The organism is Bacillus sp. CZDM1, from assembly GCF_055502545.1.
The window spans coordinates 86,471-99,302 of record NZ_JBUESO010000001.1; the positions used below are offsets into that span (position 1 = coordinate 86,471).

16 protein-coding genes are annotated in these 12,832 nt (G+C 37.0%); 5 read left to right on the plus strand and 11 right to left on the minus strand.

Features of this window, described 5'->3' with window-relative positions; all coding sequences use genetic code 11:
- Positions 1-128: 128 nt before the first annotated feature.
- The 4 genes from ACY3XC_RS00460 to ACY3XC_RS00475 form a co-directional block, all read right to left on the minus strand.
- A complete protein-coding gene (locus tag ACY3XC_RS00460) occupies positions 129-923 on the minus strand; it encodes an ABC transporter ATP-binding protein (protein WP_179159110.1) in 795 nt (264 codons plus the stop codon).
- A complete protein-coding gene (locus ACY3XC_RS00465; RefSeq protein ID WP_464866840.1) occupies positions 898-1,929 on the minus strand; it encodes an ABC transporter permease in 1,032 nt (343 codons plus the stop codon). Before ACY3XC_RS00465 ends, ACY3XC_RS00460 begins: the two co-directional genes overlap by 26 nt.
- A gap of 107 nt (positions 1,930-2,036) precedes the next feature.
- Positions 2,037-3,032: an ABC transporter substrate-binding protein gene (locus ACY3XC_RS00470; RefSeq protein WP_179159112.1), complete on the minus strand. Its 996-nt coding sequence runs from the start codon at positions 3,030-3,032 to the stop codon at positions 2,037-2,039.
- 217 nt (positions 3,033-3,249) lie between these two features.
- Entirely contained in the window at positions 3,250-3,384 is a 135-nt protein-coding gene (locus ACY3XC_RS00475) for a hypothetical protein (protein WP_256989115.1), read from the minus strand.
- 224 nt (positions 3,385-3,608) lie between these two features.
- Between ACY3XC_RS00475 and ACY3XC_RS00480 the strand changes: the two genes are divergently transcribed.
- The 3 genes from ACY3XC_RS00480 (at position 3,609) to ACY3XC_RS00490 (ending at position 5,955) form a co-directional block, all read left to right on the plus strand.
- A complete protein-coding gene (locus tag ACY3XC_RS00480; RefSeq protein ID WP_464866842.1) occupies positions 3,609-4,157 on the plus strand; it encodes a cupredoxin domain-containing protein in 549 nt (182 codons plus the stop codon).
- Positions 4,147-5,613: a cbb3-type cytochrome c oxidase subunit I gene (locus ACY3XC_RS00485; protein ID WP_464866843.1), complete on the plus strand. Its 1,467-nt coding sequence runs from the start codon at positions 4,147-4,149 to the stop codon at positions 5,611-5,613. The genes ACY3XC_RS00480 and ACY3XC_RS00485 overlap by 11 nt, the downstream gene beginning before the upstream one ends.
- Before the next feature lie 78 nt (positions 5,614-5,691).
- Positions 5,692-5,955, plus strand: coding sequence for a hypothetical protein (locus ACY3XC_RS00490; protein ID WP_464866844.1), 264 nt, complete (start codon positions 5,692-5,694; stop codon positions 5,953-5,955).
- Between the two features lie 49 nt (positions 5,956-6,004).
- Here ACY3XC_RS00490 and mnhG read toward each other — a convergent pair whose 3' ends face one another.
- From mnhG to ACY3XC_RS00525, 7 genes are read right to left on the minus strand one after another with little or no spacing between them, the layout of a single operon-like run.
- Positions 6,005-6,373, minus strand: a complete 369-nt coding sequence (gene mnhG / locus ACY3XC_RS00495; protein WP_464866845.1) for a monovalent cation/H(+) antiporter subunit G — start codon at positions 6,371-6,373, stop codon at positions 6,005-6,007.
- Entirely contained in the window at positions 6,357-6,641 is a 285-nt protein-coding gene (locus tag ACY3XC_RS00500) for a Na(+)/H(+) antiporter subunit F1 (RefSeq protein WP_464866846.1), read from the minus strand. The genes mnhG and ACY3XC_RS00500 overlap by 17 nt, the downstream gene beginning before the upstream one ends.
- Positions 6,641-7,117 carry a Na+/H+ antiporter subunit E gene (locus tag ACY3XC_RS00505; protein ID WP_464866848.1) on the minus strand — a complete coding sequence of 159 codons (477 nt, stop codon included), beginning with the start codon at positions 7,115-7,117 and terminating at the stop codon, positions 6,641-6,643. Before ACY3XC_RS00505 ends, ACY3XC_RS00500 begins: the two co-directional genes overlap by 1 nt.
- A gap of 6 nt (positions 7,118-7,123) precedes the next feature.
- On the minus strand, positions 7,124-8,611 hold the full coding sequence (locus ACY3XC_RS00510) for a Na+/H+ antiporter subunit D (protein WP_464866850.1): 1,488 nt from the start codon (positions 8,609-8,611) through the stop codon (positions 7,124-7,126).
- Positions 8,604-8,945 carry a Na(+)/H(+) antiporter subunit C gene (locus ACY3XC_RS00515; protein WP_179159119.1) on the minus strand — a complete coding sequence of 114 codons (342 nt, stop codon included), beginning with the start codon at positions 8,943-8,945 and terminating at the stop codon, positions 8,604-8,606. Before ACY3XC_RS00515 ends, ACY3XC_RS00510 begins: the two co-directional genes overlap by 8 nt.
- Positions 8,945-9,370, minus strand: coding sequence for a Na(+)/H(+) antiporter subunit B (locus ACY3XC_RS00520; protein WP_179159120.1), 426 nt, complete (start codon positions 9,368-9,370; stop codon positions 8,945-8,947). The genes ACY3XC_RS00515 and ACY3XC_RS00520 overlap by 1 nt, the downstream gene beginning before the upstream one ends.
- A complete protein-coding gene (locus tag ACY3XC_RS00525) occupies positions 9,367-11,772 on the minus strand; it encodes a Na+/H+ antiporter subunit A (protein WP_464866851.1) in 2,406 nt (801 codons plus the stop codon). The genes ACY3XC_RS00520 and ACY3XC_RS00525 overlap by 4 nt, the downstream gene beginning before the upstream one ends.
- A gap of 341 nt (positions 11,773-12,113) precedes the next feature.
- Between ACY3XC_RS00525 and ACY3XC_RS00530 the strand changes: the two genes are divergently transcribed.
- Positions 12,114-12,215, plus strand: a complete 102-nt coding sequence (locus tag ACY3XC_RS00530; RefSeq protein WP_464866852.1) for a YjcZ family sporulation protein — start codon at positions 12,114-12,116, stop codon at positions 12,213-12,215.
- Positions 12,216-12,338: 123 nt separating this feature from the next.
- Positions 12,339-12,815: a hypothetical protein gene (locus tag ACY3XC_RS00535; RefSeq protein WP_464866853.1), complete on the plus strand. Its 477-nt coding sequence runs from the start codon at positions 12,339-12,341 to the stop codon at positions 12,813-12,815.
- The last annotated feature ends 17 nt before the right edge of the window (positions 12,816-12,832 follow it).

The following is a 12,832-nucleotide window of genomic DNA, read 5'->3' on the forward strand; positions in this document are numbered from 1 at the left end:
AATATATATTACGTGATACTAACTCGTCCCATCAAGAGCGGCCGGTAAAGCAATAACGCTTTTGAGTAGTAAAGTTTTGTACAAAAAAAAAGAAACAACCCCTTTTAAAAGGCTGTTTCTATATGGAGTTAGGACAAAACCGCACGGTCGCTGGCCATTTGTACACCGCGAATTCTTTTAAACTCCTCTAATAATCCTTCAATCGTTAAATTTTTCTTGTTTTCTGCATCGACTTCCAAGATGATTTGACCTTTATCCATCATAATTAACCGATTACCGAGATCAATGGCTTGCTGCATATTGTGGGTAACCATTAAGGTGGTAAGCTGGTACTTGCCAACAATTTCACGTGTTAGGTTGGTTATTAATTCGGCTCTCGATGGATCAAGCGCAGCAGTATGTTCGTCGAGAAGTAAAATGGCGGGTTCTGTGAAGGTAGCCATTAACAACGATAGTGCCTGCCGTTCTCCGCCAGATAACAATCCTACCTTTGCACTTAACCGGTTCTCTAAGCCTAGATGTAAGGATTCAAGAACCTCGCGGAAGTAATCACGCCTTTTTTTAGTGACTCCCCTATTGAAGGTTCTCGTTTTATTTCGAGAGTAAGCCATAGCAAGGTTTTCTTCAATCGTCATACTAGGAGCTGTACCTGCCATTGGGTCTTGGAAAACACGTCCGATCATTTTCGACCGTTTATATTCCGACATCGTGGTTACATTTTTACCATCAATATAGATATCACCGACATCTGGAATTAAAACTCCAGAAATAATATTCATTAAGGTCGATTTCCCTGCTCCATTACTGCCTATTACCGTAACGAAATCGCCTGGATTCAAGGTTAGATTCACATGGTCGATTGCAATTTTTTCATCAGGAGTACCTTCGTTAAAAATCTTATGAATCTGATTTAAGTGCAGCATGGTTCTCACCCTTTCGCTCAGCCGATGCTTGTAACATATTCAGCTTTTCTTGTCTTCTCTTGGCTTTGCGCTTTTTCTCTTTAGAGTGTTCAATTAATTTTGGTGCAGTTAAGGCAATGATAACAATTAATGCTGTGATTACCTTCATATCACCAGGATCTAGGAATTCCACCCTTAATGCAAGAGTAACAACAATACGGTAGATGATGGCTCCTCCGATAACCGCTAGAGTCGCCCTTGAAATCGACTTAGTACCAAATAAGGCTTCACCAATAATAACAGAGGCTAAACCGATAACAATCATTCCTATTCCCATACCCACATCCGCAAAACCACCTTGCTGTGCGATTAGGGCACCCGAAAAAGCTACTAGTGCATTGGATAATCCAAGCCCCAAGATGGTGAGGAGATTGGTATTGGCAGAGAAACTGCGAATCATCTGTTTGTTGTTTCCAGTCGCTCTTAAAGCAAGACCAATTTCCGTTTGTAAAAATAAATCTGTAAACAATTTAATTACAAAGGTAACAATAATCATAAAAATTAAAATTCCCCATGTACCAGGAAGGCTGTCTCCCAGACCAACCATCGTTAATAGACTGTTTAAGAAAGAATCTATACCCAGACTATCGAAAAAGGTACCGATTTGTGTAAAAGAAGTTTCCGTATTTAATAGCGGTATATTTGATCTTCCCATGATTCTAAGATTAATAGAATAAAGTGCAATCATCATTAAAATACCAGATAGCAAATTATTAATTTTTCCAAAAGTGTGTAGCAGCCCGGTCATACACCCTGCTGCAAATCCTGCAAATAATGCCATTACTGTGGCTAAAAACGGGTTAACCCCACCAGCAATTAAGACTGCTGATAACGCTGCTCCTGTAACAAAACTCCCATCTACCGTTAAATCCGGAAAATCCAGGATACGAAAGGAAAGATAGACGCCCAGTGCCATAATCGCGTAGATGATACCTGCTTCAAATGATCCAAATATGGCTGTAAACATTGAGATCATCCTTTCTTAAAGTCTTTGTTCTTAGTTATATAACTCCATATACAGGCATTAAGGAGTCAACCATTTTAGCGGCTGACTCCCAGCATTGCCTATGTTTATTATTCGCCTTCGTAAAACTCTCCAAGGTCTTTCCATTCCTCTTTCACTTCAAGCCCCTGTGCTTCTGCAGCTTTCTTATTAATAACAAGCGTTAAGCTGCTTGGTAATTCTACTGGAATTTCAGAAGGCTTCTTATTCCCGCTTAAAATTTCAGCAGCCATTAAACCTGATTGATATCCAATATCGAAATATTCAAAACCGCTCGCAGCAACTGCCCCTTTTTTCATTGAATCTAACTCACCCACGAACAGAGGGATCTTTTTGTCGTTTGCAACTGAAATAACGGATTCAAGAGCAGAGACAACTGTATTATCTGTAGGAATATAGATAGCATCGACACGACCAACTAATGATTCAGATGCCTGTTTCACTTCAGCAGAGGTAGAGACAGAAACCTCTACAAGCTTAGCACCTTTGCCTTCTGCAAGTTTTTTCACTTCTTCCACTTGAACAACAGAGTTTTGTTCACCTGAATTATAAATGACACCAATTGTCTTTGCTTTTACCTCATCGGTAATGAAGTTAATCGTCTTTGCTGTTCCTTCAGGATGATTATCTGTTGTACCGGTAATATTTTCACCAGGCTGGTCAAATGCCTTCACCAATCCAGCACCGACTGGGTCAGTAACCGATGTAAAGATAATTGGAATTTCCTTTGTTGCATTCAATGCACCCGTTGCACTAGGAGTTGCATTTGCAAAAATGAGATCGACTTTATCCCCAACAAAATTATTAGAGATGGTTTGGACATTTGCCGCTTCACCTTGGGCATTTTGCTCGTCAAACTCTACGTTAATGCCTTTATCTTTTAATGCCTTTTTAAATCCTTCTGTGGCCTCATCCAACGATGTATGTGATACATACTGAGAAATACCAACTTTAAATACTTTTTCCCCTTCTTTTTCCGTTCCGCCTGTTGATTCCTTACTGCCACACCCAGCAAGCATCATCATCCCTGCTAAAGCGAAGGATACTACTTTTACACGCTTTTTCATTGTTCATCCCCCTAAAACTCATTTTCTAATTTTCTAAAGATTTATTATATTATAAAAGTTATTCTAGTATTTTTTTGCCCTAAAAGCAATAGAATTACCCAAAATTATTTTTTCGCTTTAAAGCGACAAATTTCTTTGACCTACTTATTTAGATTTTTTATCAAAAATAGAAGAAGCTCCCGGTTATTCCGAGAGCTTCTTTCCTTTATTTCTCAATTTATCTTGACCAATCTTGTGTTTGAGCTAATAGTTTATCAATTTCAATCTTTTTTAATTTATTTGTGATTTTCTCAGATGTTAGATTTTCAGTAGAATCTAGTAACTTATCGATATCAATCATTGTTGTTTTCATATCTAACCTCCATTGTTTATTTACCAAAGTATTCGTACCCTAGTGGACATTATTGGGGGTTAAAAAAAAGATAGCTATAAAGAACTAGTCTCAGGAAGGATTTGTTAGGAAGGGTATGATTTATTTCACTTTTTATTCACAAATTGTAGATTAAAATGTTAATTGGAATTAAACATGTGGTTGGGGGACTACTTGTTTAATCAATTTAACTGGGGGGGATATATATGTACCAATCAATTGCATGGTACGTCACCTTATTTCTCGTTTTTCTTCTTGCTTTGGCATTTGCTATTGTGTACGGGGAATCGAGAAGATTAAGAGAATATGGACCGATACAAGAAAAGGGCTACAAAATTCGTAAATTTTATTTTCTGGGGCTGCTCGCAGTAATGGGGTTTGCTTCAGCTATGTCACTGAGCAAGCTACCATACCATAACCAACATGCGTCTGCTAAAGAGCACGCAAAGGTTGTTGAGGTGGCTGGGCTGCAATACGCATGGGAGTTCAGTGATGAAGACTTTACAGTTGGAGAAGAGATTCAATTTCGAGTAACAAGTAAAGATGTTACTCACGGATTCGGTATTTATGACCCGGAGTTAGAATTAATTGCCCAAACACAGGCAATGCCGGAATACACGAATACGCTCACGATTACGTTTGACAAACCAGGCACGTATAAAATATTATGCTTGGAATATTGCAGTGTCGGACATCACGTGATGATGAAAGACATAATTGTCAAAGCAAAAGGAGGAAATGACCATGATCACTGAAGCTCGTAGTATTAATAATAAAGGCGTTGCTTTAGCCTTAATGGTTACCTCCGTTGTTCTTGTATTAATGATGATTTTTGGAGTCATGATGTTATTAAATCAGGGGAATGTGGTAAAAATATCACCACAGTTTTTCTATAAGATTATGACCATACATGGAACAGGGATGATTGGAATTGCCGCTTTAGGAGGCAGTGCCATTATGTGGTACTTCCTATCAAAACATATCTATCTAAATTCAAAAGTATTTTTCACTAATTTAATACTGTCTTTGATAGGGGTTGTCATGATTCTGACCGCTATTTTTGGTTTTAACTTTTCAGACGGCTGGACCTTCCTATTCCCGCTTCCAGCTTATTCAGCAAATCTATATGGTAAATTAGGTGCGTTATTATTCTTATTTGGAATGCTGGCATTAGGTATTGGGTATTTAGTAATGTACTTCTACTTAGCTGCTAGATTAACAAAAGAATATGGCGGATTGCATAAGACTCTTGGCTGGGATTATATTTTCGGAGGAAAAAAAGGCTATGGTCCTCCACCTGCTGCAGTTGCTACAACAATGGTCATCATCACGAATTCTATTGCCATTCTTGCAGGTGCTTATGTTCTGGTTGCTTCAATTTTAAATATTATCAATCCAGCGATCAGTATTGATCCAATGCTCGCTAAGCATTTAACCTATGCTTTTGGACATATTTTTGCAAACTGTACCATCTACATGGCCGTTATCGCTGTTTATGAAATTCTATCGAACTATACCCAACGTCCTTGGAAATCAAATAAGGCATTTTTGATTGCTTGGAATTGTTCTACACTGTTTACTTTAATGATTTATACACACCACTTGCTTATGGATTTTGCCGTACCAAAATGGATGTTAATTGTCGGTCAAGTTTTTTCATATGCAAACGGTCTTCCTGTTATGGTTGTTACAGCATATGGTGCATTAATGATTGTCTACCGCTCTGCAATTAAATGGGATTTTGCCTCAAGCATGATGTTTTTGGCGATGTTTGGCTGGGTTGCCGGTGCAGTACCTGCGATTATTGACTCAACCATTGTTGTCAATCATGTTATGCATAACACAAAATGGGTTCCAGGTCACTTCCATACGTATATGGGGATGGGCGTCGTTGTGATGATTTTCGGATTTATGTATTATTTTAATAAAACCGAAGGAACTCAGAAACAAAATAGTTATGATAAATTTGCGATTTTCACCTATTTTATTTTCTTTACCGGTTTAGCAGGTTCATTCTTATATGCAGGAAAAATCAGTGCACCGCGTAGATGGGCCGAGCATTTGCCACAATGGACTGCTTCCGACCAAGTAGGAGCTCTTTGCGGAATATTTATTATAGCTGCTGCCGTCATCTTTACCATTCGCTTTATTGTTGGATTAAAAAAGGTTGGAAGTAAATCAACACCTAAAACTCTAAAATCTGCTTCTTAAACCAGAAAAATCCACAGATGGTTTTTATAATGGTTTAATTTTGTACAAACTAATCCTAATGGGAGGTGTTTGTACAAAATGAAAATAAAAATCGGAGTGTGTTTATCAATATTTTCACTTTTATTTTCATCAGCTTGGTTACTGCAGGCACAACTGCAAAATCATCGAGAATTTAATGTTAATAATATGGAATCTCAAATTAATAATTTGAATGTAGTTCCGATGAATAATGAAAATACTCCGATGAATACGAATTTAAACACCGAGATATCTAATGTCCAATGGAAATTATTTGAGCCCTTTAAGCCTAGGGAATATGTTCGAATTATAGATTCTAAATAAAATGTTAAAAAGTGTTCCAAGCAGTCCTTGGAACACTTTTTTTTCGATATTAATCTAAAGATGACTTCTTCATTATTTTTTTATTATATTCTTTAAGGTCATCTCTTACACTTTTGTCCCAAAGTTTCACTCCTGAATTATAGGCTGCCCTGTTAATTAAATGGCCAGAAATGGGAGAAGTCATAAAAAGAAAGATAATGCCTAAGATAAGCCTGGAATTAAAATGACCTTCAAGTGCATAAAAATATAGAAAAGTTCCCAATAGAATAGACATTACCCCTAATGTAGCAGCTTTTGAGGCGGCATGGTTCCTCGTATAAACATCAGGGAGTCTAATCACTCCAATAGTAGCTATCAGGCAAAATAGGGATCCAACTAAGATAAAAAATCCGATGAGAAAATCAATGATTACGCTCACGTTCGATAATAACCCCCTTTTCCAAATACTTAGCAAACGCCACAGTTCCGATAAAGGCAAGAATACCAATTAATAGGATGATTTCGAGAAAAGCATGAGAGCTTAAAACAATTGATATCAATGCTGTAATGGCAACAAGATTCACACCAATCGCATCTAATGCAATCACTCGGTCTGCTGTACTGGGACCTTTTATTACCCGATAAATTAATCCTAGCATCGAAATAGAACAGAGTAACAAAGCTATTCGAATAAAGATTTCAAGCATTAGCTGCTCACCTCCAAAATAGCCTTTTCAAAGGAATTCTTAATACTGTTAATCTCATCTTCTACTTCCCCAATATTCATCGCATGAATAAAAAGGGTTTTATTATCCTCTGAAACATCAATCACTAATGTACCTGGAGTTAAGGTAATTAAACTAGAAAGAAGTGTGATTTGCCAATCCCTCGTTAGTTCCGTGTCCATTGCAAAAATAGCTGGTCTCATATCTAATTTAGGTTTTAGAACAACTTTTACAATGGCTATATTGGACAAAATGAGTTCCTTGATAAAAATAAAGATCAGCTTTATGAAGGACCATAATCTAAATAAATAAAACCGGCTGCTAAAGGAACGCCTAAGCACAAATATAATAAGGAGTCCAAAAATATAGCCTTTTATAAAACTAATGGGATCGTAGGAAACCTTAATAAACATCCATAAAAAGGCTAACACCACATTCAATAAAATTTGAAATGCCAAAACGTTTCACTCCTTTAAGACAGCATTGATATAGATATTAGGATCTAATAAGGTATCTGCTGCCTGCGTAATATACGGCAATATGGATTCAGAACCAATTCCGTATAGAGCTGAAATCACTACTAAAATAACAGGAGCAATAAGCAATTGTTTTACAGGTGCTTTTTCCTCTCCGCGGTATGTGCGGTCCTTTCCCCAAAAACCATTAATAAAGATTTTCATAACCGAAAAAAGAACGAGTAAACTGGACATCAGTGTAATGAAGCCGCCAATAAAGCTCTCCCCCTCAAACCCTCCTTGCACAATAAGGAGCTTTCCAACAAATCCACTCAACGGCGGAATTCCTGCGAGAGCCAGAGCAGCAATAAAGAAAGTCCAGCCAAGACCTGGGTAACGGGTAATTAGCCCGCTGAAATTTCTTAAATTACTAGTTCCCGTAATCGAAATGACAACACCTATTAACAAGAATAAGGCTGCTTTTATAAGCATATCGTGTATCAAATAGTAAACAGCACCTGTGATGGAAGCAGTGTTCAAGACGGAAATCCCATACAGGATAACACCTACAGCGACGATGATATTATAAATAATGATGTTCTTGATATCCCAGTAAGCAATTGCACCAATAACACCGAACACAATTGACAGAATCGCTAGAATGGAAAGAAGACCAAAAGTATCCATATCATGATAAAAGAAAAGCGTATACGTTCTTGTAATCGAATAAACTCCTACTTTTGTCAATAAAGCGCCGAAAAGAGCTAATACAGGGGCTGGCGGCGCATAATAGGATCCCGGCATCCAAAAGTAGAGTGGGAAAATGGCCCCTTTTAAACCAAAAACGATTAAAAACAAGACAGCAATAACCGTTAATATTCCTGGCATCCCATTTACACTAATGTCATTTATTCGAGTAGAAATATGCGCCATATTTAACGTCCCGACTACTGAATATAAATAGGCAACCGCAATAACAAATAACGCTGATGAAATGACATTGACAAGTAAATATTTAATGGATTCTCTAAGTTGGATTTTGGTTCCTCCAAGTACTAACAATACATAGGAAGACATAAGCATAACCTCAAAAAACACAAATAGGTTAAAGATATCTCCTGTTGTAAACGCCCCGTTTACTCCTACTAATAAAAAGTTAAACACAGCATAGAAGTAATATTTTTCACGTTCTTCTCCTATCGATTTAAAGGAGTAAATGAAACAAACAAACGAAATAATACTTGTTGTGAGTACTAAGAGTGCTGAAAACATGTCAGATACTAAAGTTATCCCAAATGGAGCGTCCCAGCTGCTGACATTGAGGGATTGGATCCCATCAATCCGTACCTTTTGTACAATTAACCAAGCTGCAATAATTGTACCTATTGAAGAAATCGTTCCAACAACTCGCTGAGCGGTGATTCTTTTATTCAGAAAAATTAATATTACCCCAGTAAATAAGGGGATTAATATAGGTAAAATGATTAAGTTAGTCATCTTTCTCTGTTCCCCTCATTTCTTCTACATTATCTGTTCCCAGCTCTTGATAGGATCGATAAGCCAATACTAAGAAAAATGCTGTCACACCAAAGCTGATAACAATGGCTGTTAAAATTAACGCCTGAGGCAATGGATCTGTATAGCTCTCCTCATTCCCCCCTAGAATTGGTGCAGCTCCTCGTTTGAGTCCACCCATGGTTAGAATAAGGAGATGAGCACCATGGCTTAATAGACCAGTACCAACAATAATGCGTAATAGACTTTTTGAAAGCATTAAATAGGTGGCGGTCATAAATAGAATACCAATTACAAATGCCATTAATATTTCCATTATTCATCCTCCCCTATCGTTTGAATAATGGTCATCGTAACTCCCACAACAACAAAGTAAACTCCTAAATCAAAAAGTGTTGCTGTATGAAGTGATAATTCACCAAGAATCGGTAATTGAACATCTCCAAATGCATGAGTTAAAAACGGGACATCAAATAGGAGAGAACCTGCACTTGTACTAATTGCAAATAGCAGCCCAATCGCTGTGAGAATCCGGTAGTTTACTGGCAATAACTCCTCAACTGTTTTGATATCATAGGTAATTAAAAGAAGTACAATCGCACCGGCTGTCATTAAACCTCCTATAAACCCTCCACCGGGATAATAATGGCCTGCAGTGAAAATATAGACTGAGTACAGGACAATAAAGAAAAGAAGAACTTTTATGGCTGTTTCAAGTATGATATTGTTTGTTTTTCTCATCCTTCTTTCCTCCTGTTCAATCTTAATTTGATCATGCCAAAGATTCCTAATGAAGCAATCGCCAATACTGTGATTTCAAAAAGAGTATCAAAGCCGCGAAAATCAACGAGAATTACGTTTACCATGTTTTTGCCGGCAGCCTCTGTATACGTATTCTCCACATAATATTTTGATATAGAGTCAAATAGCTTACTGCTATGAGCGGAAAGTGCGATTAAGGTTACAATTGCACCAACTCCAACTGAGATGAGAGCATTAATTAGTCTAAATCTCATCCTTGTCTCAAACTTCCTTAATTTCGGTAAATGATAGAAGCAAACCAAGAATAATGCTACAGAAATTGTTTCGATAACAAGTTGAGTTAAAGCTAAATCAGGAGCTCTAAATAGAACATAAAATAGAGAAACAGTATAACCAACAGCACCAAGCAGAATGATAGAAGTCATTCTTGATTTAGCAAATAGAATACAAATCGACCCCAAAACAACAAGAATGGCTAGGGCTACTTCGTATACTCCTATCGAAGATACATTACTTGTACTAAACGTAAAGGCATTCTTTCCTATAAGGGTGGCTGCAAGAATTATTATGAAGAATGCAAATATATATACAAGATACGACCTAATTGATCCATTCATATAAGTATTTGTCAGTTTATAGGAGACTGATTGTAATCCTTCTAATACAAAGTCATAGAATCGATTAAGAGCAAGCTTCTCTGGAATACCTTTATAGACTTTATTCCAACTAGAATGTGTTTTATATAGAAATAATCCTAAAATAATTACACCAAGTGTCATAAACAGTTCAATTGTAGGACCATGCCAGAAGGAAATATGAACCTTAAATTCTTCCCCCGCTTCTAAAAGACTTGGAAGAATCGAGGACATTGCTGGTGAGATTAGACTATCAGATAATAAATTTGGGAAAAAACCGAAAATAATCACTAGTGAAACTAATATTATCGGTGAAATCAGCAATCCAATAGGCGCTTCATGCGGTTTTTTATCAAATTTTTCCGACTGATATTTACCTGTAAAGGTTTGAAAAACAAGAATCATGCTATATATAAAGGTAAAGATGCTGGCAATCCAAGCCAGCACTGGGAATAAAATCCCCCAGGTTTCAAGGTTAAATATATCCATTTCGGTTACATGAACCATTGCTGTAAAGAACATCTCTTTACTTAAGAAACCATTAAAGGGAGGAAGTCCTGCCATTGAGAATGCACCAATAATAGATATTGTAAACGTGATTGGCATAAAGTGCATTAAACCGCCCAATTTACGTATATCCCTCGTACCTGTTTCATGATCGACGATTCCAGCTGCCATGAACAAGCTTCCTTTAAAGGTTGCATGGTTGATTAAGTGGAAAATAGCCGCTGTTACAGCTACCGTAAAGATGTTTTCATCCAAAAAATCATAATGATGGGCCGCTGCTCCAACACCAAGCAAGGACATGATAAGTCCTAATTGGCTGACTGTAGAAAAGGCTAATATCGCCTTTAAATCGGTTTGCTTCACGGCAAATACAGAACCCCATATCATGGTCAGTATTCCGACACCTGAAACAAGCCAGAACCATAGAATATGTTCTCCAAACACAGGTGTAAAACGTGCTGCCAAATATATTCCTGCCTTGACCATCGTCGCCGAGTGTAGGTAAGCACTAACTGGCGTAGGAGCTTCCATAGCATCAGGAAGCCAAATATAGAATGGAAATTGTGCAGATTTTGTAAAAGCACCAAGTAAAATACAAAGTAATGCAGGCACAAATAATGAGTGGTTAAAAATTTCATTTGCTTGAGACATAATTTCGGTGAAGCTAAAGGTTCCAGTCATAATGTAAAGAAGGATGATGCCCCCTAGCATGGCAAGTCCGCCAAATACTGTAATAAGCATTGATTTTTGTGCACCATAGCGGGATTTATCTCGTTCGTACCAGTAACCAATTAATAAAAAAGATGAAAAGCTAGTTAACTCCCAAAATGCATACATCACAATTAAATTATCCGATAAGACAACTCCCAGCATGGCAGCCATGAAGAGAAGTAAATATACATAAAAGTGATTGAGCTTTTCTTTATTCTTTGCTAGGTAATAGATGGAATATAGAACAACCAATGCCCCAATCCCTGTTATAAGCAGGGAAAATAAAAGGCCAAGTCCGTCGACTTTTGCTGTAAAATTAATTCCTAAAGACGGAATCCAGTTAATCATTTTAATAAATGATGTCCCACTCATTGTTTCCGGCAGGAAAGTGAGAAAATAGCCGAACAATAAAATCGGTAAAGGTAACACAAACCAGCCAGTATGTATTTGACGAAATGTTCTGTAAAATAGTGGGATAAAAATTGATAGGATTAATGGTGCTACAATCGCCAAGTGTAGAAAAGACAAAACAAAACCTCCTTATTTCTGAGATACCAACCCTTTTGGTTATTAGCTAAATTATCGGTATCAATATTAACTCTTCACTATCATTCCACCTCTCGATTCATTTCATTATTTTTACTTTCAATTTTTGGAAATACAAAAGGAGCCAGTCACCAAGGGACATAGTTATCCCTTGGTGACAGGCTCCTCCAAAAATCGTTTTTATTTATTTACATAATGTTAACATGACTTTAGTGCCCATTCAATGGTTTTTTATTATAAAATAATACAACCATGAACTTCGTCCAAGCTTTCTAACCCGTTAAATCATAAATTGAAGTGATAACTGTGGAGGTGAAGATGGAATGGGTCAACAAGGTGGTAGCAACAATGCATTTGCATTAATTGTTGTTTTGTTTATACTTTTAATAATTGTCGGGTCTGCTTTCATTGGCGGCGGATTTTAAAAATGCAGCTTCAATAAAAAATGCTTCAGTGTTTAGGCGCTGAAGCATTTTTTAAATAAATTGTTGTATCTTCAGTTAAACTATCTGTATGATAGTTACATTACGATAATATTGGAGGCATCAATGCTTACTTTTAACGAAAAATTAGCCATAATCGAGTCATTCCCAGAACTAGAGCGAAAAGACGTTTCACTTAAACGCGTTAATTTCCAGCTGCCAAATAGCGCATCTGATAAAAAAAATGTGGTCTATCATCTTCACCCAAATGGAAACGGATTTGTTTATGCAGGAAACCTACATACCTATCAAACCGATGATAAAGGAATGGTTAATATCCGTGACTATTCTGCAGATGAATTAAAAAAGTTAATTCAGGATTCCATTGAATCCTTATTACCCGTTGAAAAATCATTTGCTGAAGAAGCCATTATTGGTAATCAGGTTGAAGAACGTTGGGTGAACGAGGAAAAAAATCATCTGATCTTAATTAACGAGAACGATACCTGGAATATTTACTATGGATTAAATCTTGAAGAAAGCTTTGATACCTATGGTGAAGCAGAAGAGTTTTTAACTGAGGAAGGCTTCCACAAAGTTTAATAAAAATTAATTCAAGC

Excerpts from the sequence above, each read along its gene's own strand:
- ACY3XC_RS00460 (WP_179159110.1), bottom strand. The coding sequence starts at position 923 with ATGCTGCACTTAAATCAGATTCATAAGATTTTTAACGAAGGTACTCCT.
- ACY3XC_RS00465 (WP_464866840.1), bottom strand. The coding sequence starts at position 1,929 with ATGTTTACAGCCATATTTGGATCATTTGAAGCAGGTATCATCTACGCG.
- ACY3XC_RS00470 (WP_179159112.1), bottom strand. The coding sequence starts at position 3,032 with ATGAAAAAGCGTGTAAAAGTAGTATCCTTCGCTTTAGCAGGGATGATG.
- ACY3XC_RS00475 (WP_256989115.1), bottom strand. The coding sequence starts at position 3,384 with ATGAAAACAACAATGATTGATATCGATAAGTTACTAGATTCTACTGAA.
- ACY3XC_RS00480 (WP_464866842.1), top strand. The coding sequence starts at position 3,609 with ATGTACCAATCAATTGCATGGTACGTCACCTTATTTCTCGTTTTTCTT.
- ACY3XC_RS00485 (WP_464866843.1), top strand. The coding sequence starts at position 4,147 with ATGATCACTGAAGCTCGTAGTATTAATAATAAAGGCGTTGCTTTAGCC.
- ACY3XC_RS00490 (WP_464866844.1), top strand. The coding sequence starts at position 5,692 with ATGAAAATAAAAATCGGAGTGTGTTTATCAATATTTTCACTTTTATTT.
- ACY3XC_RS00500 (WP_464866846.1), bottom strand. The coding sequence starts at position 6,641 with ATGCTTGAAATCTTTATTCGAATAGCTTTGTTACTCTGTTCTATTTCG.
- ACY3XC_RS00510 (WP_464866850.1), bottom strand. The coding sequence starts at position 8,611 with ATGACTAACTTAATCATTTTACCTATATTAATCCCCTTATTTACTGGG.
- ACY3XC_RS00515 (WP_179159119.1), bottom strand. The coding sequence starts at position 8,945 with ATGGAAATATTAATGGCATTTGTAATTGGTATTCTATTTATGACCGCC.
- ACY3XC_RS00520 (WP_179159120.1), bottom strand. The coding sequence starts at position 9,370 with ATGAGAAAAACAAACAATATCATACTTGAAACAGCCATAAAAGTTCTT.
- ACY3XC_RS00530 (WP_464866852.1), top strand. The coding sequence starts at position 12,114 with ATGGGTCAACAAGGTGGTAGCAACAATGCATTTGCATTAATTGTTGTT.
- ACY3XC_RS00535 (WP_464866853.1), top strand. The coding sequence starts at position 12,339 with ATGCTTACTTTTAACGAAAAATTAGCCATAATCGAGTCATTCCCAGAA.